Origin of the sequence: Streptomyces sp. NPDC020875 (assembly GCF_040641415.1) — a bacterium.
GTDB lineage: Bacteria > Actinomycetota > Actinomycetes > Streptomycetales > Streptomycetaceae > Streptomyces.
Genome location: NZ_JBFADP010000088.1, coordinates 1 through 23,939 on the forward strand (window position 1 = coordinate 1; position 23,939 = coordinate 23,939).

At 72.8% G+C, this 23,939-nt stretch carries 20 protein-coding genes and 1 tRNA gene; 11 read left to right on the forward strand and 10 right to left on the reverse strand.

The window, feature by feature from the left end; translation table 11 throughout:
* Positions 1–122: 122 nt before the first annotated feature.
* The gene (locus tag AB0G74_RS32280) at positions 123–728 is read right to left on the reverse strand and encodes a histidine phosphatase family protein (protein WP_361153665.1); all 606 of its coding nucleotides are present in this window, start codon (positions 726–728) and stop codon (positions 123–125) included.
* Between the two features lie 292 nt (positions 729–1,020).
* Here AB0G74_RS32280 and AB0G74_RS32285 point away from each other — a divergent pair, with 292 nt between their 5' ends.
* From AB0G74_RS32285 to AB0G74_RS32300, 4 genes are all read left to right on the forward strand, one after another.
* Positions 1,021–2,046, forward strand: coding sequence for a phosphatase PAP2 family protein (locus tag AB0G74_RS32285; protein ID WP_361153668.1), 1,026 nt, complete (start codon positions 1,021–1,023; stop codon positions 2,044–2,046).
* Between the two features lie 58 nt (positions 2,047–2,104).
* Entirely contained in the window at positions 2,105–3,160 is a 1,056-nt protein-coding gene (locus AB0G74_RS32290; RefSeq protein WP_361153700.1) for a hypothetical protein, read from the forward strand.
* A 670-nt stretch (positions 3,161–3,830) separates the two neighbouring features.
* Positions 3,831–5,417 carry a hypothetical protein gene (locus tag AB0G74_RS32295; protein WP_361153671.1) on the forward strand — a complete coding sequence of 529 codons (1,587 nt, stop codon included), beginning with the start codon at positions 3,831–3,833 and terminating at the stop codon, positions 5,415–5,417.
* A gap of 92 nt (positions 5,418–5,509) precedes the next feature.
* Positions 5,510–6,808 carry an AAA family ATPase gene (locus AB0G74_RS32300; protein WP_361153703.1) on the forward strand — a complete coding sequence of 433 codons (1,299 nt, stop codon included), beginning with the start codon at positions 5,510–5,512 and terminating at the stop codon, positions 6,806–6,808.
* 175 nt (positions 6,809–6,983) lie between these two features.
* Here the strand turns inward: AB0G74_RS32300 and AB0G74_RS32305 are convergent, their stop codons facing one another.
* The gene (locus tag AB0G74_RS32305; protein ID WP_361153673.1) at positions 6,984–8,513 is read right to left on the reverse strand and encodes a tetratricopeptide repeat protein; all 1,530 of its coding nucleotides are present in this window, start codon (positions 8,511–8,513) and stop codon (positions 6,984–6,986) included.
* 433 nt (positions 8,514–8,946) lie between these two features.
* Between AB0G74_RS32305 and AB0G74_RS32310 the strand changes: the two genes are divergently transcribed.
* A complete protein-coding gene (locus tag AB0G74_RS32310; RefSeq protein ID WP_361153706.1) occupies positions 8,947–9,357 on the forward strand; it encodes a hypothetical protein in 411 nt (136 codons plus the stop codon).
* Positions 9,358–9,483: 126 nt separating this feature from the next.
* Positions 9,484–10,362: a fused MFS/spermidine synthase gene (locus tag AB0G74_RS32315; protein WP_361153676.1), complete on the forward strand. Its 879-nt coding sequence runs from the start codon at positions 9,484–9,486 to the stop codon at positions 10,360–10,362.
* Between the two features lie 77 nt (positions 10,363–10,439).
* Here the strand turns inward: AB0G74_RS32315 and AB0G74_RS32320 are convergent, their stop codons facing one another.
* Positions 10,440–11,015: a hypothetical protein gene (locus AB0G74_RS32320; protein ID WP_361153679.1), complete on the reverse strand. Its 576-nt coding sequence runs from the start codon at positions 11,013–11,015 to the stop codon at positions 10,440–10,442.
* Between the two features lie 185 nt (positions 11,016–11,200).
* Here AB0G74_RS32320 and AB0G74_RS32325 point away from each other — a divergent pair, with 185 nt between their 5' ends.
* A complete protein-coding gene (locus tag AB0G74_RS32325; RefSeq protein WP_358824131.1) occupies positions 11,201–11,923 on the forward strand; it encodes a response regulator transcription factor in 723 nt (240 codons plus the stop codon).
* Entirely contained in the window at positions 11,920–13,335 is a 1,416-nt protein-coding gene (locus AB0G74_RS32330; protein WP_361153682.1) for a HAMP domain-containing sensor histidine kinase, read from the forward strand. The genes AB0G74_RS32325 and AB0G74_RS32330 overlap by 4 nt, the downstream gene beginning before the upstream one ends.
* A 562-nt stretch (positions 13,336–13,897) precedes the next feature.
* On the opposite strand, the gene AB0G74_RS32335 is transcribed toward AB0G74_RS32330, so the two are convergent.
* The 4 genes from AB0G74_RS32335 to AB0G74_RS32350 all read right to left on the reverse strand — a co-directional run bounded on the left by AB0G74_RS32335 (position 13,898) and on the right by AB0G74_RS32350 (position 16,530).
* Positions 13,898–13,970, reverse strand: a tRNA-His gene (locus AB0G74_RS32335).
* Positions 13,971–14,098: 128 nt separating this feature from the next.
* Positions 14,099–14,701 (reverse strand): oligoribonuclease, encoded by a 603-nt coding sequence (gene orn / locus AB0G74_RS32340; RefSeq protein ID WP_361153685.1) that lies wholly within the window; start codon positions 14,699–14,701, stop codon positions 14,099–14,101.
* A 9-nt stretch (positions 14,702–14,710) separates the two neighbouring features.
* A complete protein-coding gene (locus AB0G74_RS32345; RefSeq protein ID WP_361153687.1) occupies positions 14,711–15,892 on the reverse strand; it encodes a helix-turn-helix domain-containing protein in 1,182 nt (393 codons plus the stop codon).
* Between the two features lie 398 nt (positions 15,893–16,290).
* Positions 16,291–16,530, reverse strand: coding sequence for a hypothetical protein (locus AB0G74_RS32350; protein WP_361153708.1), 240 nt, complete (start codon positions 16,528–16,530; stop codon positions 16,291–16,293).
* A gap of 745 nt (positions 16,531–17,275) precedes the next feature.
* On the opposite strand from AB0G74_RS32350, the gene AB0G74_RS32355 reads away from it, so the two are divergent.
* Both AB0G74_RS32355 and AB0G74_RS32360 read left to right on the forward strand, forming a co-directional pair.
* Positions 17,276–17,797 carry a universal stress protein gene (locus AB0G74_RS32355; protein WP_358824136.1) on the forward strand — a complete coding sequence of 174 codons (522 nt, stop codon included), beginning with the start codon at positions 17,276–17,278 and terminating at the stop codon, positions 17,795–17,797.
* A 278-nt stretch (positions 17,798–18,075) separates the two neighbouring features.
* Positions 18,076–18,642, forward strand: a complete 567-nt coding sequence (locus AB0G74_RS32360; RefSeq protein WP_361153690.1) for a GPR1/FUN34/YaaH family transporter — start codon at positions 18,076–18,078, stop codon at positions 18,640–18,642.
* Positions 18,643–18,843: 201 nt separating this feature from the next.
* Here AB0G74_RS32360 and glmS read toward each other — a convergent pair whose 3' ends face one another.
* From glmS to AB0G74_RS32375, 3 genes are all read right to left on the reverse strand, one after another.
* The gene (gene glmS / locus AB0G74_RS32365) at positions 18,844–20,661 is read right to left on the reverse strand and encodes a glutamine--fructose-6-phosphate transaminase (isomerizing) (RefSeq protein WP_361153693.1); all 1,818 of its coding nucleotides are present in this window, start codon (positions 20,659–20,661) and stop codon (positions 18,844–18,846) included.
* Between the two features lie 37 nt (positions 20,662–20,698).
* Entirely contained in the window at positions 20,699–20,941 is a 243-nt protein-coding gene (locus AB0G74_RS32370) for a hypothetical protein (protein ID WP_361153710.1), read from the reverse strand.
* A gap of 167 nt (positions 20,942–21,108) precedes the next feature.
* Positions 21,109–21,990: a DUF4429 domain-containing protein gene (locus AB0G74_RS32375; protein WP_361153696.1), complete on the reverse strand. Its 882-nt coding sequence runs from the start codon at positions 21,988–21,990 to the stop codon at positions 21,109–21,111.
* Positions 21,991–22,172: 182 nt separating this feature from the next.
* Here AB0G74_RS32375 and AB0G74_RS32380 point away from each other — a divergent pair, with 182 nt between their 5' ends.
* Positions 22,173–23,903, forward strand: coding sequence for a beta-N-acetylhexosaminidase (locus tag AB0G74_RS32380; RefSeq protein WP_361153698.1), 1,731 nt, complete (start codon positions 22,173–22,175; stop codon positions 23,901–23,903).
* The last annotated feature ends 36 nt before the right edge of the window (positions 23,904–23,939 follow it).

Genomic DNA, 23,939 nt, shown 5'->3' on the forward strand with positions numbered 1-23,939 from the left:
GCCCGCATACCGCTGGAGTGACGGTCACATCTTCAACAGCCCCGCCGGCGCCTGAGGCGCGAACCGCCCCGCCTGGGCACAGGCAACCCCACACCAGGCGGGGACCCCAAAGCGGGAGGCGTTTAGCGGCCCCCCTCCATGTGCCCCGTGTCGTTCCAGATCTCCAGCGCCGGGTCCCCGTATGCCCAGCCCAGGATTGAGAGGGACGCGGGGGCCAGGGCGATCCTGGCCGCGAAGGCCGGGTCGAGGCCGAGCCAGCGCGCGCAGAGGACGCGCAGTATGTGGCCGTGGGCGAAGACGAGTGTGTCGCGGTCGCCGGAGCGGACTTCCGCCACGACCTCGTCCGCGCGCCGCGCGACGTCCGCGAGGGTCTCGCCGCCTTCGACGCCGTCCCGCCAGATGACCCATTCGGGGCGCCCGTCGGCGCGGATCTGGGGTGTGGTGAGGCCCTCGTAGGCGCCGTAGTCCCATTCCATGAGCGCGTCCCATGGTTCGGCCCGGTCGCCGAATCCGGCGAGTTCGCAGGTTTGCGCGGCCCGCGCGAGGGGGCTGGTGCGGACGGTGACGTCCGGCAGTCCGTTCCAGGGGGAGCGCCGCAGCCGTTCGCCGAGGAGTCCGGCGCCGCGTTCGCCTTCTTCGACGAGGGGGAGGTCGGTGCGGCCGGTGTGTCTGCCCGAGAGGGACCATTCGGTCTGGCCGTGCCGGACGAGCAGAATGCGCGGTGCCATGGTGCGGGTGCCCCCTGATGATCGGACAGTGGTCCTCCATCATGCATGGTCGGGGCATATGACCTGGGAGCCCGCCCCGGCCTCGCCCCGGCCCCGCCGCCGGGTCCTGCCCCCGCCCGGCCCCGGGTGCCCGCCCCGGTGAAAGCCCCGCCCCCGACGCAACCCGTGCCTCGCCGTACGCGTCCATCCCTAGGCCGGTACCCGCCGACCCGGCACCGGCCCGTACACCGTACGGTTAGCCGGTGGCCGGTCTCCGGCCCACCGGAGTACGCGCACGAGGGGGAACGTTCGGATGACGCACACCACGGCCACCACCACGGCTTACCGGCCGCGCTGGTGGCCCGAGCTGCTGTTGCTGGCGCTGGTGTACGTCGCCTATTCGGCGGGCCGTCTCCTCGCCCGCGGCGACGTGACGACGGCCGTCGACAACGGCATCGCGATACTCAAGGCGGAGCAGGCGGTCTCTCTGGACCTGGAGACACCCCTCAACCGCCTCTTCACCGAGCACGCGATCATCGGCGTGCCCGCCGATTTCCTCTACGCGTCCCTGCACTACCTGGTCACGCCCGTGGTCCTGGTCTGGTTGTTCCGCCGCCGCCCCGCGCGGTACCGGGCGGCCCGGACCTGGTTGATGGTGTCGACCCTCCTCGGGCTGGTCGGCTTCACCTTGATGCCGACCTGTCCGCCCCGGCTGCTGGACGCCGGGTACGGCTTCGTGGACACCATGGCGCAGTACAGCTCGTACGGCTGGTGGGGCGCGGAGGCCAGCGCGCCGCGCGGGATGGGCGGCTTCACGAACCAGTACGCGGCGATGCCGAGTCTGCATGTCGGCTGGGCCCTGTGGTGCGGTGTGATGCTCTGGCGCTTCGGCCGTACGCCGCTGCTGCGGACGCTCGGCGTGGCCTACCCGACCGTGACCGTGATCGTGGTCATGGGCACGGCCAACCACTACTTCCTGGACGCGGTCGCGGGTGTGGCCGTGATGATGCTGGGCCTGCTGCTGGCGAAGCCGGCGATGCGGTTCGCGGACCGGGTACGGGACCGGGTCGCGGGACGTACCGGAGCCGGCAGCACCGCAGCCGGGACGGAGCACACGACGGTGGCCGCGGGTGCCGGATCTCCGGTCGTGGCCCCGGTTGTCGGTGGCGGATGCCACACTTCGACGGGTGAGCGCATCCCAGGGCAGCGGACCTCCTCCGCCGCAGGCACCGCAGACACCTCAAGCCGTCCCGCGGACCCCGCGGGCCACCCCTCCGGCGCCACGCCGGGCGGGTCCGGTGCCGCCGCAGGATCCGCCGCGGGGTCCGGCCGGGCCTGAGCCGTCGGGTCCCGGGCGGTCGGCCGACTCCGCGCCGCCGACGCCCTCCGCGCCGCCACTGCGGCAGCGGCTCGCCGAGCTGCGCGGCCCGGCGCACCGCCCCCGGCCGCTGGATGCCCGCGCCCTGGCGGCCCTCGCGGCCAATCCGGGCTGTGCCCGCCGTGCGCTGCTGGACGGTGCCGGGGTGGACAAGGGCGCGCTGGCGGCGGCCCTGGGGTCTCCGGCCGCTTTCGGCCAGTCCCAGTTCGCCTTCATGCGGGGCAACGCGTTCGAGGCGAGGGTCGTCTCCGACGGGGGCGCCGAGCTGATGCGGCTGCTGGGGGTGGACGATGCCGAGGGGTTCCGGCTGCCCGAGCTGACGGCGGCGGGCCCCGAGGGCCGGGCGGCCCGTACGGCGCTGGCGCTGCGCGAGGCCACGGCGGAGGGCGGCTGGACCCTGCTCCGGCATCCGCTGCTCGCCTTGGAGGTGGCGGGCTCGCCGGTCTATCTGGAGCCGGACGGGGTGGTCGTGGGCCCCGACGGCGGGTGGACAGTGGTCGAGATCAAGTCCTTCCCGATGCTCGACGGCTCCGCGGACGCGGCGAAGGTGGGCGCGGCGGCCCGGCAGGCGGCGGTGTACGCGCTGGCGCTGGCGCGGACGGCCATGGTCACGCCGGGGGCGCGGGTCGCCGAGAGCGTGCTGCTGGTCTGCCCCAAGGACTTCTCCAATCTGCCCACGGGCTCGATGGTGGACATCCGTAAGCAGCTCGCCGTGACCCGCCGCCAGCTGGCCAGGCTGACCCGGGTCGAGGAGATCGCGGCGGCGCTCCCGGAGGGGACGACGTTCGACCCGGAGCGGACGCCGGAGGAGCTGTCGGCGGCCGTCGCCTGTGTCCCGGCTGCGTACGCGCCCGAGTGTCTGGCCGCGTGCGAGCTGGCCTTCCACTGCCGGGACCGGGCCCGGGAGGCGGGCGCGATCGAGGCGCTGGGCCGGTCGGTCCGGGGTGAGCTGGGTGGTCTGACGACGGTCGCCGAGGTCCTGGCGGCGGCCCGCGGCACGGCGGGTGACCCCACGGACCCCGCGGTGGCCGCCCTCCGCCGCGCCGCGACCCTCCGCACGGAGGCCCTCGCATGAGGTTCCACATCGACACCCGCCCGCACCAGGCGCCTCGCCGGGAAGCACTTCCAGGGGCGCGCGGAACCGCGCGCCCGGCCACGGTCGGCGCGCGGTCCGATCTCGGCATCGAGCTGCCCGGAGCTCCCCGCCTGATCCTGGCGCCCCACGGTGAAGCGCTTCCAGGGGCGCGGGGAACTGCGCGATCATCCACCGACGGCGCGCGGTCGGATCTCTGCATGGAGCGCCACCTCGACACCCGCCCGCAGCAGGCGCCCCACGGTGAAGCGCCTTCAGGGGCGCGGGGAACTGCGCGAACGACCACAGACGGGCCGCGGTCGGGATGCAACGGATTGGTCCGGGATCTTGTCTTGTGCGGGCCCGGCCCGGAGAGCCGAGGCGCTGGGGGTCCCCCCATTGCCGAAGGCATAGGGGGCGGAACTGCGCGATCGGCCACCGACGGCCCGCGGTCGGATCTCGGCATGGAACCCCACGGCGTTGCCCGCCCGCGTCAGGCGCTTGGCCGGGAAGCGCCTTCAGGGGCGCGGGGAACTGCGCGACAAGCCACGCACGGCCCGCGGTCGGCCACCGGCGTCGAGTCGCACGGCGCTGCCCGCCCGCCGGAGCCGCCTCACCCGGCGGCACCGGCAGGAGCGCGAGGAACCCCGCGAGCCCCCCGTGGCGGTGGCCGATGAGTCTGATCGCCACGCTCGCCCGGCTGGAGGCCCTGGAGGCGGGGCGGGCGCAGCCCGCCGCGACCGTGCGGCATCGGTATCTCGGCGAGCGGCCCCTCGTGTTCGTGCCGTTGACGACCGCGGGCGAGGCGGGTGCCCCGCTGGGCGCGCTGGTGGGGACCGACCGGGACGCGCCGAGGCTGCTGACCGTGGCGCAGCCCCGGGACCGTGATCTCCGGTTCGCCTTCCTCGCCGAGCTGGCGGATGTCGTGCTGCCGTTTCTGGAGGAGTTCGCCGACGCCGTCGAACCGGTCGAGCGTTCGGGTACGGATCCGGAGACCGGTAAGCGCACCAAGGTGGAGGCGGAGCTCTGTCTCGACGCGCCGCAGATCATCGTTCCGGGCCGGGCCGCCGTCGAGTACGTACGGATGCTGGGCCGGTCGACGCGGTTCCGCCGGACCGCCGAGGAGGATCCGGAGGCGGCGTATCCCGCGCCGCCGAGGGTGCCGATGCTGGGCCGCTGGTTCACGCATTACGCGGAGCGCGCCCGGGTCCCCGGCTCTTCGCTGCTGCTGGCGGCGACCGATCTGCTGAACCGGCACTGGGCGACGGGCCAGTCGTCTCTGGAGGACCAGCATCTGGGCGCGCTGCTGGCCTGGATCGATCCGCCGGAGGGGCGGTCGGGGGCGGACGCGGCGCTCGTGGCCGAGCTGGGCCGGGACGAGCGGGGGCAGTTGTTGTGCCCGCCCGCCGGGCCCGCGACCGACCCGGTCTTCGACAATCGGCTGCTCGCTCCGGCCGTGGAGAGCTATGACCGGCTCCGGCTGCGGCTGGCCGCCGCCGAGGAGGGCTCCCGCGCGGAGGGCTGGTTCGGTGAGCTGACCGTGGCCGAGCGGGAGATCCGGCGGTTGTTGCTGACGCAGTTGGAGCCGACCTGGCATGCCGTGTGGCACGCCGTCGATCTGTTGCGGGAGCTGCCGGAGGGCGCCCGGGTGGCGGATCGCTGGACGCGTGACCGCTGGTCGTTCACCGGTCACCGGGACCGGGTCAGGGCCGGTGAGCCGCCGCAGCCGCGCCGGGACGACGCGGTGACGGCGGCCCGCAAGCTGGTGACCCGGGAGACCGCGCAGGCCGAGCTGGACGCCCAGGAGGCGCTGGACGATCCGCTGGTGCTGGCGGGGCGGCGGCTGGCGGGCGAGGCGTTCACGGGTGAGGTCACCGAGGTGGTGATGGCCTGGTCGGAGTCGAAGCGCCCGTCGCCCCGCCCGCTGGTCACGATCAGGACCGACGACCGGCCGCATCTGGGCGAGCGGGTCAAGGTCTACCGGTCGCTGGAGGGCCGCCCGCAGTCGGCCGAGCTGGTGGTCCGTGAGGAGGACGGGTCGCTGGTGCTGCGGCTGCTGGACCGGATGGGCCGGTCGAAGGACCCCGCGCCCGGTTCCGTACCGGCGAAGGGCGATCTGATCGCCTGGACCCTGTTCGAACACGATCAGCGGGGCGGGCCGCAGTTGCCCGAGCCCGAGGACACCCCCTGGACGCACGGCGGGCCGCCGTCCGCGTCGGTGGAGGATCCCGACCCCGTGACCACGGAGGACCTGCTGTGACGACCGCCCCGGGCCCAGGCCGAGGCCCCGCCCCCGCCCCTGGCCCCGTTCCCGGCGACCGGTCCGGGTTCGACCCCGGCGCGGCCGCCGCACTGGCCACCGAGCGGATCCTGGCGGACACCCTGCACGGCACGTCCCGGGGGGTGGTCGTGGACTCGCCGCCCGGTGCGGGCAAGTCCACCCTCGTGGTCCGCGCCGCCCGCGAACTGGCCGCCGCCGGGCGGCCCCTGATGGTCATCGCCCAGACCAACGCGCAGGTCGACGATCTGGTGCTGCGGCTCGCCGAGAAGGACCCCGATCTGCCCGTCGGGCGGCTCCACAGCAATGACCCCGATCCGTACGACAAGGCGCTCGACGGCCTCCCGTCCGTACGGAAGTCCGCGAAGGCGGGGGATCTCGCCGGGCTGGCCGTGGTGATCTCCACGGCCGCGAAGTGGGGCCATGTGCGCGGGGTGGAGCCGTGGGGGCACGCGATCGTGGACGAGGCGTACCAGATGCGTTCCGACGCGCTGCTCGCCGTCGCCGGGCTCTTCGAGCGGGCCCTGTTCGTGGGTGATCCGGGCCAGTTGGACCCGTTCTCGATTGTCGGCGCCGACCAGTGGGCCGGGCTGTCGTACGATCCGTCGGCGAGCGCCGTCTCCACCCTGCTCTCGCACAATCCCGAGCTGCCGCAGCACCGGCTCCCGGTGTCCTGGCGGCTGCCCGCGTCCGCCGCGCCGCTGGTCTCCGACGCGTTCTATCCGTACGCCCCCTTCCGCAGCGGTACGGATCACGGGGACCGGCTGCTGAGCTTCGGCGTCCCCTCCGACGGTTCGGCCTGCGACCGGGTCGTGGACGAGGCCGCGGCGTCCGGCTGGGGGCTGCTGGAGCTGCCGCCGCGGCTGACGCCCCGGACGGACCCGGAGGCGGTACGGGCCGTGGCCCTGGTGGTCCGCAGGGTGCTGGACCGCGGGGGCGCGGCGACGGCCGTGGCGGGGGCGGAGCCGACTCCGGTCACGGCGGACCGGATCGCGGTCGGTACGGCCCACCGGGATCAGGCGGCGGCCGTCCGGGCGGCCCTCGCCGAACTCGGGGTCCACGATGTGACCGTGGACACGGCGAACCGGCTCCAGGGCCGGGAGTTCGATCTGACGGTGGTGCTCCATCCGCTGTCGGGCCGCCCGGACGCCACGGCGTTCCATCTGGAGACGGGCAGGCTCTGCGTACTGGCGTCGCGCCACCGCCACGCGTGTGTGGTGGTCTGCCGAGCGGGTGTGCCGGAACTCCTCGACGCCCATCCGTCCACCGAGCCGGTCCAGTTGGGTGTCACGGTCAAGTTCCCGGACGGCTGGGAGGCGATGATGACCACCTGGGAGCATCTCTCCAACCACCGGGTGACCTGGTCGCCCTGACCCGGGTACGGGTCTCCGTCAGGGCCGGGGCGGCCGTTTCCCCACCGCTCGCCCCGCCCCGCCTCGTACCGACGCCCCGCCCGCACCGCCGCCGGTACGCCTCGCACCGCCGCCCTGCCTCGCACCGCCGGTCGTTTCGTACCGCCGGTACGGGACGGGCCGTGCCGCCGGTCCGTCAGACCCGGAGGGCCTGCGCGTCCCGATAGTCCAGGAAGGCGCCGACGCTCTCCGCCGCCCGGTGTGGTGCCAGCAGCGCCGCCGTGGTGTCGATCATGGACTGGATCCGGGACGAGCGGACCCCCTCCAGCAGGGCCAGCGCCTCCCGGCCCGCCGCCGCGGCCTCCTCGTACTCGCCGGAGCGCGCCAGGGACGTCGCCAGTTCGGCCCGGTAGAGGGCCAGATTGCGGGTGAAGCGGTGGTCCTCCACCGCCGCCGCCCGCCGGGCATGGTGGATGGCCCGGGGCCAGTCGCCGAGCCGGGCCCAGCACTGGGCCTGGAGGAATTCCAGCTCGGGCTCCCCGAAGAACGACATCCACTCGGGGTCCTGGTCCGTCGCGCCGCCCGCGAAGTGGGTATGCGCCCGCCCCAGGGACTGCTCGCAGTCCGCCCGGTCCCCGAGCCCGGCCCAGCCGCCCGCCTCGCGCAGGGCGAGCAGGGAGCGGAGCCGGGGCGAGCCCAGGTCCCGGGCGGCCCGCCCGCCCGCCTGGGCGGACCGGACGGCCTCCCGGTGGCGTCCGGCGTCCCGGGCGAGGAAGGACGCGTTGGAGAAGGCGTGCGCCTCCAGGCCCGCGTCACCGGACATCCGGGCGGTCGCCAGCGCTTCCGCGTAGTGGGACCGGGCGTCGTCCAGCCGTCCCGAGTCATGGGCCAGCCAGCCGACGGAGATGGCCAGTTCGCCCGCGCCCGCGTGCAGCCGGTCGGCGGTCGCGCGATGCGCGGTCACCCCGGAGTCCAGCAGGGCGTACGCGGCCCGCAGCGGCTGGGCCGCCCGCTGGTAGAGGCCGTCGGCGCCGTGCCGGTCGTCCAGTACCCGGATCTGCCGGACCGCGTCCTCGACGGCCTCTACCTCGGTCTCGCCGACCCGGCGCTTCGCCGCTACGGGGCCCTGCTCCGGCAGGGCGCCGAGGACGGCCCCGAGTACGGGGCCGAAGGTCGCGGACGCCACCGTGGCGGAGCCGCCCGTCATGAATGCGCGACGCAACACGTCGCTCTCCTCGTCGTTCTCGCGTTGTTCGATCGTGGTACCGCCGGTTCCGCCGTTTCCGCCCCCCTTCCCGCCCGCCTCGTGCCACGCCCCCGGTACCGGGACCGTTTCCCGCACCGGGACCGACACCGGCCCCGGGATCCGCCCCGGGACCGGCTCCCGTTCCCGTTCCCGGACCACGGTCGGTCCGGTGCCCGGGGAGGACCGGCCCGTCCTGCCGCGCCGTACCTGCTCCCGGGCCGTGAACCCCAGGTCCGTGAGCCCGAGCCCCGGGAACATATGCCGGAACACCCGCTCGTAGGCGTAGTTCGGGCAGCGGATCTCGCCCGCCTCCACCCGCCCGATGTACCGGGCGTCGCAGGACACCTGCTCGCCGATCTCCCGGGCGGCCTTGCGTACGGCCGCCGCGAACTCGCCGGGGGAGCGGTGGCCGCGCAGCCGCCGGAAGGCGTCGTTGGGGACCGGTACGGTCTGCCGCGATGTCCGTGCCGACGACGCCATGCCGACCCTCTCTCGGTACACCGTTGTTCCCGGCGAGGCCGAACGTACCGGCTGAACGGGGCGGTTCACCGGGACTTTGGCTACAAAAGGGATAACTCCCCCCGGATCTGCCATGAACTGCCATCCTTTGCGGCGGAGTGTTGCCGTAGCCCTTGACGCTTTCCGGCGTTGAACCCCTTGGAGGCGCAATCCGTGTCTCGTGGTGTATGAGGAGGGGATCCTCTTGTTGGAAGCCGGCATGGAGCCCAGCGTCGGCGGTGTCCGCGGCGGTCGTGACGGACGGAGCGGACGTGATGGTCACGGCGGTCGGGACGGCTACGACGAACACGACGGCCGTGACTGTCACAACGGCATCGGCGGCGTCAGCGGTATCGGCGGCATCGGGCGGAACGGCGCCGGGCGGATCGGCCGGGGCGGCACCCCGGACCGGGCCCTGGACCACCCGGCGGACCCCGCCGACCGCCCCGCCGACCGCGCCTCCGATCGTGCCGGGAGCGGTCGCGGCGCGCCCCCCGGCGGCCCCGCTCCCGAGCCGTGCGATCTGGTGACCGTGCCCACCCGGCAGGGCCTGGAGGCCGTGGACATCCTGCGGCGTACGGCCGCGCCCGCGGTCGGCCCGGTCCTCCACGACAACGCCTGCGACACCCTCGGCTTCCTCGTCCCGCCCGGTACGGCGGACGGCTGGGACGTTCCGGGCAGCGCGTGTACCGAGACCGCGGGGCCGGACGGCGGCGGCTGGCTGCTGCCGCCCGAGGGGGCCGAGAAGGTCACCGATCCCGAGGTGCTGCGGGAGGCGCTGGGGGAGGCCGCCCGGCTGATCGAGGTCGTGGACCGCTGTAGCTGACGGCGCCCCGCCGTCGTATCACCACCGTGCCCGGCGTCCGGGCACACCGCGTACCGTACGGCTCGCGATCCGGGCCCAAGCCTCTGAGGAAACGCTTCTTCGGAGTCCGGGGCCGATAATGGCCGGATGGCGAGAAACAGACGGAGAGGCGCTACGGAGGCCGGGCCCGGGGAGCCGGGACCGGCCACCGCGCCCGTCGACGGCGGTACGGCCGAACTGGTGCCCGATCCCGAGCGCCCCCGTGCCTGGGAGCTGCTGGTCGACGGCGCCCCGCAGTCCCATGTGGACCTGGACGACCCCGAGCGGCTCTCCTTCGCCTATCAGCGGCGGCTCGGCCATGTCGCCGATCTCGCCGCCCCGGCCGGGCGGCCCGTACACGCCCTGCATCTCGGCGGCGGCGCCTTCACCCTGGCGCGGTACGTCGCGGCCACCCGCCCCCGCTCGACCCAGCAGGTGGTCGAGGTCGACGGACGGCTGGTGGAGTTCGTCCGCGGCCGGCTGCCGCTGGACCCCCGGGCCCGGATCCGGGTCAGGACCGCCGACGCCCGGGCCGCCCTGGCCAGGATCCCCGACGGCCGGATCGATCTGGTGATCGCCGATGTCTTCGCCGGGGCGCGTACCCCGGCGCATCTGACCACCGTCGAATTCCTGACGGAGGTCCGCCGGGTGCTGGCGCCGGACGGCTGGTACGCGGCCAACATCACCGACGGCGCCCCGCTGGCCCATCTGCGCGGCCAGATCGCCACGGCGGCCGAGGTCTTCCCCGAACTGGCCCTCGCCGCCGATCCGGCCGTACTGCGCGGGCGGCTCTTCGGGAACGCGATCCTGGTCGGTGCCGCCGTCGGACTGCCGATCGCCGAGCTGACCCGCAGGGTGGCGAGCGATCCGCACCCGGGCCGGGTCGAACACGGCCGTACCCTCGCCGACTTCACCGGCGGCGCGCTTCCCGTCACCGACGCGGCGGCCCGCCCGTCCCCGCCGCCGCCCCCGGGCACCTTCACCTGACGGGAGCCGTAGACCGACCCGGGGGGCGTGCCGCGGGCGATCCGGACGCGCCCGTTCCGGTGCGCGGTTCGCCGGGCCTACGGCGCCGGGCGCTCGTCCTGGTCGATCCTCGGCGGGTGCCCGTTCCAGATGGCGAAGACCGAGATCTCCCGCTCGTCACCGGTGAACGTCACCCGGATATAGGTGGACTCGCGCCAGATCTCCATCCGCCAGCCCTCGTTGGGCGTCGCCGTCACCAGCTCCGCCGACGCCGGGCCCATGTCGAACACCACCCGGCCGCCGTTGACGGTGACGCCCTTCAGATTCCCCGTCGGATCGGACGCCACGGGCGTACCGGTGACCCCGGGCGGCCGGGTGTCCGGGGTCGGACGGTCGGTCACCGGATTGTCGGAGACGTTCTCCCGGCCGTCGGAGACCGAGCCGGCGCCGGGGGTACGGGTCCCCGGCGAGTCCACCGTCTTCGCCGGCGGATCGGCGGTACGCGAAGGCGGCCGATGGGTCTCGGAAACCCTCGGCTTCGCCTGGGTGGTCGGGTCCTCCCCGGCGTTGATCGGTACGGCGACCGGCCGGTCGTACGCGGTTCCCGACATCACCGTGTGGACGCCCCACCACGACAACGTGACCGCCGCCCCGGTGGACAGCGTCCACGCCATGGCATGTACAAGTCCTCTACGCATCGGGGCCATACTGCACCACGTACCCCGTTCGTGTCCCCAAAGGGATGACCCGGCTCCGGATCACCGGATTCCGCCAACTCCTCGTCCGGGCCGAGGCGGAGTGGCCCGAGAGGCACTACGTGCCGGGACCGGGGTACTCCGGATGGCGTACGGTGCCGCCCATGGCAAGTGTGCTCGTGGTCGAGGACGACCAGTTCGTACGCTCCGCCCTGATCCGGCACCTGACCGAGGCGTCCCACACGGTCCGGAGTGTCGGTACGGCCCTGGAGGCGCTGCGTGAGGTTGCTCATTTCCGGTTCGACGTGGTCATTCTCGACCTCGGCCTGCCCGACCTCGACGGGTCGGAGGCGCTGAAGATGCTCCGCGGAATCACCGACGTACCCGTGATCATCGCCACCGCCAGGGACGACGAGAGCGAGATCGTCCGGCTTCTCAACGACGGTGCCGACGACTATCTCACCAAGCCCTTCTCCGTGGAGCATCTGTCGGCGAGGATGGCTGCGGTGCTGCGGCGATCCCGTGCCACCGTCGGAGAAGCCCCGCCTTCACGGGTGATCCAGGTCGGCGGACTCTCCATCGACCCCCTGCGCCGCCAGGCCGAACTCGACGGCTCCCCCCTCGATCTGACCCGCCGAGAGTTCGACCTGCTGACCTTTCTCGCCGGCCGCCCCGGTGTCGTCGTGCCGCGCAAGGAACTGCTCGCCGAGGTCTGGCAGCAGAGCTACGGCGACGACCAGACCATCGACGTCCATCTGAGCTGGCTGCGACGGAAACTCGGAGAGACCGCCGCCCGGCCGCGCTATCTGCACACCCTCCGCGGAGTCGGAGTCAAGCTCGAACCCCCCACCGGACAAACGGAACACCAACGAGGTCATCAGAGATGAGATGGGCGCTGGTCAAGGTCGCACTGGCCGTCACCACCATGGTCGTCGTCGCCTTCGCCGTACCACTGGGGCTCGTGATCAAGGAGATGGCGCGGGACAGGGCGCTCTCCAACGCCGAGCGCCAGGCGGCCGCCATCGCCCCGACCCTGTCCATCACCACCGAGCGGGCCCCGCTGGAGATCGCCCTGCTGGCCACCACCGCGGGAACTTCGGGCGAGTTGTCCATCCATGTCCCGGCCGACGGGGTCGAACCCGCCGTGGACATCGGCACCCCCCGTGCCGGACGGGCCGACTACGCCTACGTCCAGCAGCTGCTCCGGGTCTCCACCACCAAGGTGAACGGCGGTACGGCCCTGCTCCAGCCGACCGTACTGCGGAACGGCAAGGTCGCCGTCGTCGAGGTCTTCGTCCCCAACCCCGACATGAGCCGGGACATCGTCACCGCCTGGCTGATGCTCGCCGGGGTCGGGGTCGCCCTGATCGTCGGCTCGGTCGCCGTCGCCGACCGGCTCGGCGTCCGGATGGTCCGCTCCGCCAAACGGCTCGCGGGCGGCGCCCGGGAACTGGGGGAGGGCAAACTCGGCGCCCGGGTGCCCGAGGAGGGCCCCACCGAACTGCGCTCCGCCGCGATCGCCTTCAACGCCATGGCCGACCAGGTGGTCCAGCTGCTCGCCAACGAACGCGAACTCGCCGCCGACCTCTCGCACCGGCTCCGTACCCCGCTGACCGTACTGCGGCTGAACGCGGCGTCGCTCGGCGACGGACCCGCCGCCGAACAGACCCGGGCCGCCGTGGAGCAGCTCGAACGCGAGGTCGACATCATCATCAGAACCGCCCGTGAGGCGAAGCCGCAGACCACCCCGATCGGGGCCGGGGCCGGCTGCGACGCCTCCGAGGTGGTCAGGGAGCGGATGGACTTCTGGTCGGCGCTCGCCGAGGACGAGGGCCGCAAGGTCCGGGTCGCGGGCGTCGACCGCCCCGTACGCATCCCGGTCGCCCGCCCCGAGCTGGCCGCCGCCCTCGACGCCCTGCTGGGCAATGTCTTCCGGCACACCCCCGAGGGCACCGCCTTCTCCGTCGACGTCCACAACGGGGAGGACGCGGTGATCGTCCTGGTCTCCGACGCGGGCCCCGGGATCGCCGACCCGGCCGCCGCGCTGGTCCGGGGCAACAACGGCGCCCGCGACGGCTCCACCGGCCTCGGCCTGGACATCGTCCGCCGGGTCGCCGAGTCCACCGGCGGGGACGTCCGGATCGGCAGCTCCGTGCTCGGCGGTACGGAGGTACGGATCTGGATCGGGCTCGACACCCGGGCCGCCGACCCGGAGGAGCGCCGCAGGGGGCACCGGGTGCCGGACCGCCGGGCGCGTACCCTGATACCGGCGGGCCGCAGGGCGCGCGGCGGCTTCTGACCGGCGCGCACGCGGGGTGCCGCGCCCCCTGGCGGCGCCGGGGCCCCGGAAGCCGCCCGTACCCGCGTACGAGGCTGTACGCGGCCCCGCGCGACCGCGCCGGTCTCCGGGCCGTGGAGGCCGGCGGGCGATCCCCGGGTGATGCCCCGGAGACACCCCCGGGGTGCGGGTTTCCGGGCCCTGGAGAGATCTCGTACGGCCGCCGGGTTAACGGGTTCCGATGCGGCCCTTAACGCCACCCTAAGAACCCGGGCCTCCGCCCGGAATGTCCGCTCCTCTTCTTCATGGGCCGGTAACGTGCTGTGCACCGCCTCCTCGGCGGTACTCGACGAACCATCGCACCACACCCCCCACCGCGCGTCCCGGTCGGATCCCATCCCCCCACACCGACCGGGGCGCGCGTCTTCTTGTGCCCGGGGCCCCGCCCCGGATCCCGGCCGCCCGCCCCGGCGCCGCCGGCGGTCGCTCGCGACCCGGCGCGAACCGTTCCCGGCGGACGGGGCCGACCCCCGGAAACAGCCAAGGGCCCCGATCCGAGGATCGGGGCCCTTGGGCCCTGCAGGGTGAGTGACGGGACTTGAACCCGCGACATCCTGGACCACAACCAGGTGCTCTGCCAGCTGAGCTACACCCACCATGACCGGTCGTTTTTCCGACCGGCCGAGAAAAAGTGTACAGGGTTCCGGAGGGTGCTCGCGCCAGGGTTTTCCCATCCCCGGTCCGACTCCGGTCGAACCCTGTCCGAACAGGGCTCCCGGGCCTCTCAGCCCGCCTTCACCACATGCTTCGCCGCGATCGACTTCGCGGTGTCGGAGTCCGGACCGGGCTGCGGTACGAAGACCGCCTCGCGGTAGTACCGCAGCTCGGCGATGGACTCACGGATGTCCGCCAGCGCCCGATGGTTGCCGTTCTTCTCCGGGCTGTTGAAGTACGCCCTCGGGTACCAGCGGCGGGCCAGCTCCTTCACCGAGGAGACGTCCACGATCCGGTAGTGGAGGTACTGCTCCAGCGCCGACATGTCCCGGGCGAGGAAGCCCCGGTCCGTGCCGACGGAGTTCCCGCAGAGCGGGGCCTTCCCCGGCTCCTTCACATGCTCGCGGACGTACGCCAGGACCTGGGCCTCTGCGTCGGCCAGCGTCGTACCGCCCGCCAGCTCGTCGAGGAGGCCCGAGGCGGTGTGCATCTGCCGCACCACCTCGGGCATCGATTCCAGCGCGGCGTCCGGCGGGCGGATCACGATGTCCACCCCGTCGCCGAGCACATTCAGTTCCGAGTCGGTGACCAGGGCGGCCACCTCAATGAGTGCGTCGTCGTCCAGCGAGAGCCCGGTCATCTCGCAGTCGATCCACACCATGCGATCGTTCATGCGTCCACTTTATGGCGCACTCCGCTGGCCGGGCAGACTCGGGCGCCCCGGACCCGCCGCGTACACCCCCTGCGGAGGCTTCCCCAGCTCCGGCGGCAGCCCGGGCGGAATCCCCGGTCCCCGCCTGACCTGGGTCGGGACCACCGACTCCACCACCGAGGGCGGTGCCGGCTCGCCCTGTGGACGCCGGACCCGGTAAGCGGCCCGGTAGGCCGCCGGGGAGGACCCCAGCTGGCGCCGGAAGTGGCCGCGCAGCGCCACCGGCGACCGGAAGCCGCAGCGGCCCGCGACCTCGTCCACCGAGTAGTCGGAGGTCTCCAGCAGCCGCTGGGCCTGGAGGACCCGCTGGGTGATCAGCCACTGGAGCGGCGCGCTGCCGGTCAGGGATCGGAATCGCCGGTCGAACGTGCGTCGGCTCATGTACGCCCGGGCCGCCAGGGTCTCCACGTCGAACTGTTCGTGAAGATGCTCCAGCGCCCACGAGACGACCTCGGCCAACGGGTCCGACCCGATTTCCTCTGGTAAAGACCTGTCCAGATAGCGCTCCTGCCCACCGCTGCGCCGGGGCGGAACGACCAGCCTGCGGGCGAGCGCCCCGGCCGCTTCCGTACCGTGGTCGGTGCGCACGATGTGCAAACACAGATCGATTCCGGCGGCCGTTCCGGCCGAAGTGAGCACATCGCCGTCGTCGACGAAGAGCTCCCGCGGATCGACATGGACGGACGGGTACCGCTTGGCCAGCGTCGGCGCGTACATCCAGTGCGTCGTCGCCGGACGGCCGTCCAGCAGACCGGCGGCGGCGAGCACGAAGGCCCCCGTGCACAGTCCGACGATCCGGGCGCCCTCCTCGTGGGCGCGGCGCAGCGCGTCGAGCGCCTCGGGCGGCGGCGGTGATGTGATGGAGCGCCACGCGGGCACCACCACGGTCCCCGCCCGGCTGATCGCTTCCAACCCGTACGGCGCGGTGAGTTCGAGGCCGCCGGTGGTCCGCAGCGGTCCCTCCTCGCCTGCGCAGACGAGCAGTCGGTAGCGGGGTACTCCGGCGTCCTGGCGGTCGATACCGAACACCGAGAGCGGTATGGAACTCTCGAAAATGGGGCCGCCGCTGAACAGCAGTACCGCGACGACTTCCCGGCGCCGGCGCCCGGAGAGCTTTCGTGCTGCCTCCGGTGCGGCGGAGTCCTGACTCATGACGCTAAGCCCCCCTCGGTGTTCGCGTCTCCCCGTTCTTTCCGGGCCGTTCGCTTCTGCACTGTTCCCCTCGGTTTTGCGCGAGTACCCGAGCCTTCGATACTCATGATCGAATCTACTGCGTCCCGTGGTGCCGACGAGACAAGTTCGGCATGCCCCGCTATGTCTGTCGGGCAACTTGGCGCGAAGCATTCGATCACGAAGCGTTCCATCTGCAAGCCGCGCAGGGAAGTGGGCCTGTCGTGCATGGCCCGTCCCCGTAGGGTGCGCATCTCGCCGAAGACCCTTTCCCGCCTGCTGACAAGGGGGTTGGCAGGCCATTTCCCCAAGGGATGTACGCCTGCGCGAACTTGGCTGAAATCATACGGGTACGACGACGGGAACGGGCCGGATCCCGCTCACTCTCCCGGGGGATGTCCGAATGCGCCCCCGGTCTGCCCGCGAGCCCCCGTACCCACCCCGTGTGCCGGGTGCGCGCGGTCTTCCCCGGCCGCTTCGGGGCGGGGCCGGGAGGCGTTGCGCTCGGAACGGCGCAGCAGTACCCGGCAGGCGGCGGTGACCGCGGCCAGGCCGAGGGCGGCGGCCGCCGCCCCGCCGACGGACGCGCCGTAGCCGACGAGGACCACCGGGACGAGCAGACAGCTGAAGGCGGCCCACCGGACGACGTCGTCCGCCGCCTCGGCGGAGCCCGGGACGCCCGGGACCCCTGGGACGCCCGGGGTGTGAGAGGTGCCGGACACGTCGGAGGCATGAGGGACACCAGGGGCGCCCGCAGGGCCGGAACCGGTGACGGGCGGCGAGGGCGGGGACTCCGGCGGGGCCGGGCAGGCGGTCCGCCCGGCGGCGGACGGGTGCGTCGGCACGAAAGGCTTTCTCCTGACGGCGGGGGCGGCGGGGACGGCGGGGGTGTCCGAGGGGCCAACGAGGACCGCCGCCTTCCGGTCACTGCGGCACGCGGTGCCTCGACCCGCATGGGCCGCGGCCGAACGGGAGCGGACCGTACTCCCCGCGCTCCGGGCCGTGACCTGGGATACGACGGATTCCGGAGCGCGCGGCCGGATCGAAAGCGCCCCGCCGCCCGTGCGCCGTCCCGGTTCCGGCGCTCCGGCCCGTGTCCCGTCGCAGGTGGTCCGGGCCCGGGTGGGCGGACGGCGGCTTCCGGTCGGCTGTAGACGCCACACGGCATTGCCAACGGGGACGGCCTCAGGCATGCTCCGGGGGACGCCCGGTTGGGGCGGCGGCCTCTGGGCAGGAGAGGAGTGTCGCCGTACCCTTACGGGTATGGGCCAGGGAAGATGATTCCCGGACACAGCACCGCACAGTCTGTCCTGTTGTTCTCCCCTCCCCCCGTTCCCGCAGAGGACCTTCTTCGCCGAGACACCGATGGCCGGTCACGAGATCCCCGAACCCGCTGACCGCAAGCAGGTAGCCGACCCCTTGTCGGATCTGCGAGCGGCGGAAGAAACGCGCCCTTCGTGCGATCCGGCGTTCCGGCACGGCGTCGTCGTCGGCTTCGACGGATCGACCTCCAGTGAGCGGGCGCTCGCCTATGCGATCGGGATGGCCGTACGCTCCGGCTCCGGTCTGATCATCGTGCATGTCGCCAACCGGCTGCCGACGACGGTCTGGGCCGGTTGCGAACCGCCCGTCTTCGTCGACGTGCCCGATCACCGGACCGAGGTCCTGGGCCTGGAGCTGGCCTGCGCCGACTATCTGGCCGAGGTCCCCTGGATCCTGGTGGAGCGCGGCGGCGACATCTGCCACGAGCTGGAGGAGGTCGGCCGGGAGTACTCGGCCGACGCCATCGTGGTCGGCTCCACCCACGGCATCGTCGGCCGGATCTTCGGCTCGGTCGCGGGGCGGCTGGCCCGGCGCGCCCAGCGCCCCGTCGTCGTCATCCCCTGACCCGCCCCCGCCCTCGGCCGGAGCGACGGCCCTGAGGTCCGGGCCCCGGCCCTGAGTCCACGGCCCGAACGGCCCTCGGCGCCCAACTCCTCCTCCGCCGCCGGGAATTCCCGGAAATTTACCGCCCCGCAGAGGTGCTTTGTGCGCTCGTGAAGGGTACATAACGGGGTACATCACGGCCTCGAACGGCCGTACGGACCACACCAGTACGGAGCTACGGAGCACCACGACCGCGCAGCTATGCGCCGACAACCGAACAGACAGGAAGGGAGCCCGCCGTGAGCAAGGACGTCTCCGCGGGAAGCGCCGGTTCCACGACACTCGGCCAGCTCGCCCTCGGCCTGACCCTGCTGGCCTTCGGCATCGGAGCGACCGGTGTCGTCGACAACGTGGCGGCGGCCGACGCCTCCGCGGTCGCCACCTGGGTCGGCGGTGTCGCACTGTTCATCGCAGGACTGCTCGCGTTCCGCGACCGGGACACGGGTACGGGGACGGCCTTCGCCGGACTCGGCGCCTTCTGGTTCACCTGGGGCACCGCGGTCGGCGAGGTCGGGTCGGCGGAGGCGGCGGGTCTGTTCGCCCTGCTCTGGGCTCTGCTGGCGCTGAGCCTGACGGCCGGGGCCACCCGGGGTTCCCTGGTCCAGGGCGCGTACGGGCTGCTGGCGGTCGCCATGGCGCTGACCGGGATCGGCGCGCTCGCCGACTCCGGCGGGCTCGGTGAGGCGGGCGGCTGGGTCGCGGTGGCCGCTGGTCTGGCGTCCTGGTACGGGGCGACGGCCGCCCTGGCCGATCTGCCGACCTTCGAGGGACGCGCCGCGGGCCGGGGAGTGACGGCCACCGGCTGAGCGGGCGCGGGCCGGGCCGGCGCGCCGGTTCCGGCCGGAGTTCCCCCGCGCGGCCCGGCGGCGACGCGCGGGGGAACGGTACGCCGGTACGCGACCGGAGCCACCGGGCCGGGGCGGTGTCGCGCGGGGCATACGCCGTCGTATACGAGGGCGGCGGTACGGGTCCGGACCCGTACCGCCGCCCTCGTCGCGTACGGCGGGTTACTCGACGGTCACGGACTTCGCCAGGTTCCGTGGCTTGTCGATGTCACGGCCCATGGCGAGGGCCGTGTGGTAGGCGAAGAGCTGGAGCGGGATGCCCATCAGGATCGGGTCCAGCTCGTTCTCGTTCTTCGGGACGACGACCGTGTGGTCGGCCTTCTCCTGCTCCCGGTGGGCCACCGCCAGGATCCGGCCGCTGCGGGCCTTGATCTCCTCCAGCGCCGCCCGGTTCTTCTCCAGCAGATCGTCGTCGGGGACGATCGCCACGGTCGGCAGGGCGGGCTCGATCAGCGCCAGCGGGCCGTGCTTCAGCTCGGACGCCGGGTACGCCTCGGCGTGGATGTAGGAGATCTCCTTCAGCTTCAGCGACGCCTCCAGCGCCACCGGGTAGCCGCGGACCCGGCCGATGAACATCATCGACTGGGCGCCCGCGTACTCCTCGGCCAGCTTCTTGATGTCGTCCTCGGCCGCGAGGATCTCCGCGATCTGCTCCGGCAGCCTGCGCAGGCCCTCGATGATCCGCTTGCCCTCGGTGACCGAGAGGTCGCGGATCCGGCCGAGGTGCAGTGCCAGCAGGGCGAAGGCGACGACGGTGTTGGTGAAGCACTTGGTGGAGACGACGCAGACCTCGGGGCCCGCGTGGACGTAGACACCGCCGTCGGCCTCCCGGGCGATGGCCGAGCCGACCACGTTCACCACACCGAGGACCCGGGCGCCCTTGCGCTTCAGCTCCTGGACGGCGGCGAGTACGTCGTAGGTCTCGCCGGACTGGGAGACCGCGATGTAGAGGGTGTCGGGGTCGACGACCGGGTTGCGGTAGCGGAACTCGGAGGCGGGCTCGGCGTCGGCGGGGATCCGGGCCAGCGACTCGATCAGCCCGGCGCCGATCATGCCCGCGTGGTACGAGGTGCCGCAGCCGAGGATCTTGACCCGGCGGATGGAGCGGGCCTCGCGGGCGTCGAGGTTGAGCCCGCCGAGGTGCACGGTGGAGAACCGGTCGTCGATCCGGCCGCGCAGCACCCGGTCGACCGCGTCGGCCTGCTCCGAGATCTCCTTGTGCATATAGGTGTCGTGGCCGCCCATGTCGTACGACTCGGCCTCCCACTCCACGGTGGTCGGCGTGGCGGTGGTGGTGGAGCCCTCGGTGGTGTACGTACGGAAGTCGTCGGCCTTGAGGGTGGCCATCTCGCCGTCGTCGAGGGTGACGATCTGCCGGGTGTGGGCGACCAGGGCGGCGACGTCGGAGGCGACGAACATCTCCTTCTCGCCGATCCCGAGGACCACGGGGGAGCCGTTGCGGGCCACCACGATCCGGTCGTCGAAGTCGGCGTGCATCACGGCGATGCCGTAGGTGCCCTCGACCACCTTGAGGGCGTGCCGGACCTTCTCCTCCAGCGTCTCGGCCGCGGAGCGGGCGATCAGATGGGTGAGGACCTCGGTATCGGTCTCGGAGGCGAAGACCACGCCCTCGGCCTCCAGCCGGGCGCGCAGGTCGGAGGCGTTGTCGATGATGCCGTTGTGGACGACGGCGACCTTCTGGTCGGCCGAGAGATGGGGGTGGGCGTTCTCGTCGCTGGGGGCGCCGTGGGTGGCCCAGCGGGTGTGGGCGATACCGGTGGTCCCGGCGAACCGCTTGGGGACCCGGGCCTCCAGATCGCGGACCCGGCCCTTGGCCTTGACCAGCTTCAGCCCGGCCGCCTTGGGTCCTGTGATCACGATTCCGGCGGAGTCGTACCCCCGGTACTCCAGCCGCTGGAGGCCCTCCAGCAGCAGCGGTGCCACATCACGCTTACCGATGTATCCGACAATTCCGCACATGAAAGTTCTTGCCCCTCCGTAGGTGAGAGATCGGGTGTCAGCCGTAGACCATGCGGCGCAGCTGCCGGAGCGACAGCTCCGGGGGCGCCACGGCGCGGTGCGGCAGCTCGGCCGCGATCCGCTCGAAGATCTCGGCGTTCGCCAGGCCGCCGGACTGCAGTTCGCGATGGCGGCGGCGGACGTAGATCTCTGTCTTCTCGTCGAAGTACGCCAGCACGTCGAGGACGACCCGGACCGCCTCGCCGCGCGGCAGCGCGGTGGTGCGGACGAGATGGTCTATGAGGTCGTCGTGCGCGTGCGCAGGGTGTGAGGGTGGCGACGCGGAGGATGGGGGACGACCTGGCCGGCGGTGTTCGAGCACCCGTCGATACTGCGTGGTAACGCTGCGGGATGCAAGAATCCTGCCCGATTCCGGGCAGGATTCATGGGTGCGGGTGGGGGCGGGGGTCAGAGTCGCTTCAGTACGGCCTGCTTCGCGGCACTGAACTCGTCGTCCGTGAGGATCCCGGCTCGGTGCAGTTCGCCCAGTTCGCGCAGGCGCCGCAGCAGCGCGTCGGGATCGTCGGCGGGGTTCGCGGCCGGGTTCGCGGCGGGGGCGGCGGCGGGCAGGGCGGCCGGTGCCTCCCCGGCGTACGGATGCGGCAGCCGCGCCACCACGGCCGCGCCGACCACCGCCATCAGCGGATCCTTGCGGAAGCCCCACAGCTCCACCGCGTGCGGGTCGTACTTGGCCGGGGCGGAGGAGCGGATCCGGGCCATCGTGAACCGCAGATGCCCGTTCTCCAGGCCGGTCGGCGGCAGCCAGTCGACGCTCTCGACATCGCCGACGGAGATCGTCCGGGGTCCGCCGGACGCCTTGGCGTCCTCGGTCTTCCAGTTCCAGGAGAGCCGGATCTGCTCCCCGTCGAACTCGACCGTGCCGTCGCCCGCGGTGGCGCTGACCGGCAGGGCCGGGCCCGGCAGCAGATAGCGGTCCACCGGTTCGGCGCTGATCTGCTCGATCAGCAGGGCGTTGCGGACCGCGTCCACGAAGTACTCGGCGACCCCGGTCCGGTCGTTCTCGACGCTCAGCTGGTAGGGGTCGGAGCCGTCCTTGAGCCGGCCGCCGGTGAGCTGGAGCAGTGGATCGGCGCCGCTGCGCAGCCGCAGTCTGAGCCGCCCGGACTTGCGGCCCGGCTCGTACGAGGCCCCCGCGACCGCCTCCAGCGGGACGGCCAGCTCGCCCAGGGTCTGCCGGAGCATCCCCACGCCCTTGTCGGAGCCGGGCACGATGCGCACGGTGTCCCCGTCGAAGGTCCAGGTCCCGTCCTTCTGGATGATTTCCGCCATGCGCCGATTCTTTCATTCGGCGGCCCCGGCCGACCGGGTGGATCCGATGATCGTTCCACCCGGCCAGGTCTAGACCTGGCCTCGGTCGTGGGTCACGATGGCGAGGGCTCCGGTACCGGGGAACATTCGGTGAAGGACCTGCTGAGCCGCCAGTTGAGACGCCTGTTGAAGGGAATCCTCCCGTGAGACTGTCCCGACCGACGCACCGTCCGCACCCCGGACCGGCCCGGCCCGCCCGGCTGCCCGGGCTGCGGCTGATCGGTGCCCTGATCCTCCTCGCCGGGGCCGGGGTCGGCTGTTTCGCCGACGGCGGGGGAGGCGGCGGCTCCAGCGGCAAGTCCGCCCGCCGCGCGCCCACCGCCGTACCGGCCCTGGGCAATGTGGTGCCCGCGCCCTCCGAGGTCCGCCCGGCGGGGCTGCCGTACGAGATCACCGCCGGGACCGCGATCCGGTTCGACGACCGCCCCGGGGTCCGGGCCGTCGGCGACTATCTGGCCGGGATCCTCCGGCCCTCCACCGGCTTCGAGCTGCCGCTCGACCCGGGTCCCGGCGCCGACGGGATAAGGCTGAGGCTCGCCCCCGACGAGGCCGCCCTGGGTGACGAGGGGTACCGGCTGGAGTCGTCCCCGGCGGCCGTGACCCTGGTGGCGAAGGAGCCCGCCGGGCTCTTCCGCGGGGTGCAGACCCTGCGCCAGCTGCTGCCGCACGCGATCGAGAAGAAGGCCGCGGGGCCGGGCCCGTGGCAGGTGCCGGGCGGCACGATCACCGATACGCCCCGGTACGCCTACCGGGGCGTGATGCTCGACGTCGCCCGGCACTTCTTCACGGTCGACCAGGTGAAGCGCTATGTCGACCAGGCCGCCCTGTACAAGATCAACAAGCTGCATCTCCATCTCACCGACGACCAGGGCTGGCGGATCGCGATCGACTCCTGGCCGAAGCTGACCACGATCGGCGGGGCCACCGAGGTCGGCGGCGGCGAGGGCGGCTTCTACACCAAGGAGCAGTTCCGGGAGATCGTGGCGTATGCCGCGAGCCGCCATATGGAGGTGATCCCGGAGATCGACATGCCGGGCCATACCGCCGCCGCCCTCGCCGCCTATCCGGAGCTGAACTGCGACGGGGTCGCCAAGCCCGTCTACACCGGGACCGATGTCGGCTTCAGCACGCTCTGCGTCGGCAAGCCGGTGACGTTCGACTTCGTGGACGACGTGGTCCGGGAGATCGCCGCCCTCACGCCGGGCGAGTACCTCCATATCGGCGGTGACGAGGCCGACAGCACCGAGGAGAAGGACTACCGGGTCTTCATGGACCGGGTCCGGGAGACGGTGGCCAAGTACGGCAAGAAGCCGATCGCCTGGCATCAGATCGCGGGCGCCGGGGTCGACGGGGACGTCATCGCCCAGTACTGGGGTTACGGCGGTACGAAGAAGGAGGAGCGGGAGCAGGTCGCCGACGCGGTCCGCCGGGGCGCCCGGCTGATCCTCTCCCCGGCCGACCGGATCTATCTCGACATGCAGTACACGGCGACCCATCCGCTGGGGCTGCACTGGGCGGGGACGGTCGAGGTCGACGAGTCGTACGACTGGGACCCCGGCGGCTACTTCGCGGCTGAGGGGGTGCCGGAGGACGCGGTCGTCGGGATCGAGGCGGCGCTGTGGACGGAGACCCTGGACACCAGCGCCGAACTGGAGCAGATGGCCTTCCCCCGGCTGCTGGGCGCGGCCGAGAAGGGCTGGTCCCGGGGCGATATCGGCTGGGACGACTATCAGCCGAGGCTGGTGGCCCAGGCGGGCCGGATGGCGGCGCTCGGGATCGCGTACCACCCCTCGCCCGCGGTGGACTGGCCGAAGGCGCGGACGCCACCACCTTCGTACCGGTACGGATCACGCTGCACGCGGACTCGGCCCTGACGACACCCGCCGTGCGGCGGGTGTGACCGACCCGGC

Excerpts from the sequence above, each read along its gene's own strand:
- AB0G74_RS32280 (WP_361153665.1), bottom strand. The coding sequence starts at position 728 with ATGGCACCGCGCATTCTGCTCGTCCGGCACGGCCAGACCGAATGGTCC.
- AB0G74_RS32285 (WP_361153668.1), top strand. The coding sequence starts at position 1,021 with ATGACGCACACCACGGCCACCACCACGGCTTACCGGCCGCGCTGGTGG.
- AB0G74_RS32295 (WP_361153671.1), top strand. The coding sequence starts at position 3,831 with ATGAGTCTGATCGCCACGCTCGCCCGGCTGGAGGCCCTGGAGGCGGGG.
- AB0G74_RS32305 (WP_361153673.1), bottom strand. The coding sequence starts at position 8,513 with ATGGCGTCGTCGGCACGGACATCGCGGCAGACCGTACCGGTCCCCAAC.
- AB0G74_RS32315 (WP_361153676.1), top strand. The coding sequence starts at position 9,484 with ATGGCGAGAAACAGACGGAGAGGCGCTACGGAGGCCGGGCCCGGGGAG.
- AB0G74_RS32320 (WP_361153679.1), bottom strand. The coding sequence starts at position 11,015 with ATGGCGTGGACGCTGTCCACCGGGGCGGCGGTCACGTTGTCGTGGTGG.
- AB0G74_RS32325 (WP_358824131.1), top strand. The coding sequence starts at position 11,201 with ATGGCAAGTGTGCTCGTGGTCGAGGACGACCAGTTCGTACGCTCCGCC.
- AB0G74_RS32330 (WP_361153682.1), top strand. The coding sequence starts at position 11,920 with ATGAGATGGGCGCTGGTCAAGGTCGCACTGGCCGTCACCACCATGGTC.
- orn (WP_361153685.1), bottom strand. The coding sequence starts at position 14,701 with ATGAACGATCGCATGGTGTGGATCGACTGCGAGATGACCGGGCTCTCG.
- AB0G74_RS32345 (WP_361153687.1), bottom strand. The coding sequence starts at position 15,892 with ATGAGTCAGGACTCCGCCGCACCGGAGGCAGCACGAAAGCTCTCCGGG.
- AB0G74_RS32355 (WP_358824136.1), top strand. The coding sequence starts at position 17,276 with ATGGCCGGTCACGAGATCCCCGAACCCGCTGACCGCAAGCAGGTAGCC.
- glmS (WP_361153693.1), bottom strand. The coding sequence starts at position 20,661 with ATGTGCGGAATTGTCGGATACATCGGTAAGCGTGATGTGGCACCGCTG.
- AB0G74_RS32375 (WP_361153696.1), bottom strand. The coding sequence starts at position 21,990 with ATGGCGGAAATCATCCAGAAGGACGGGACCTGGACCTTCGACGGGGAC.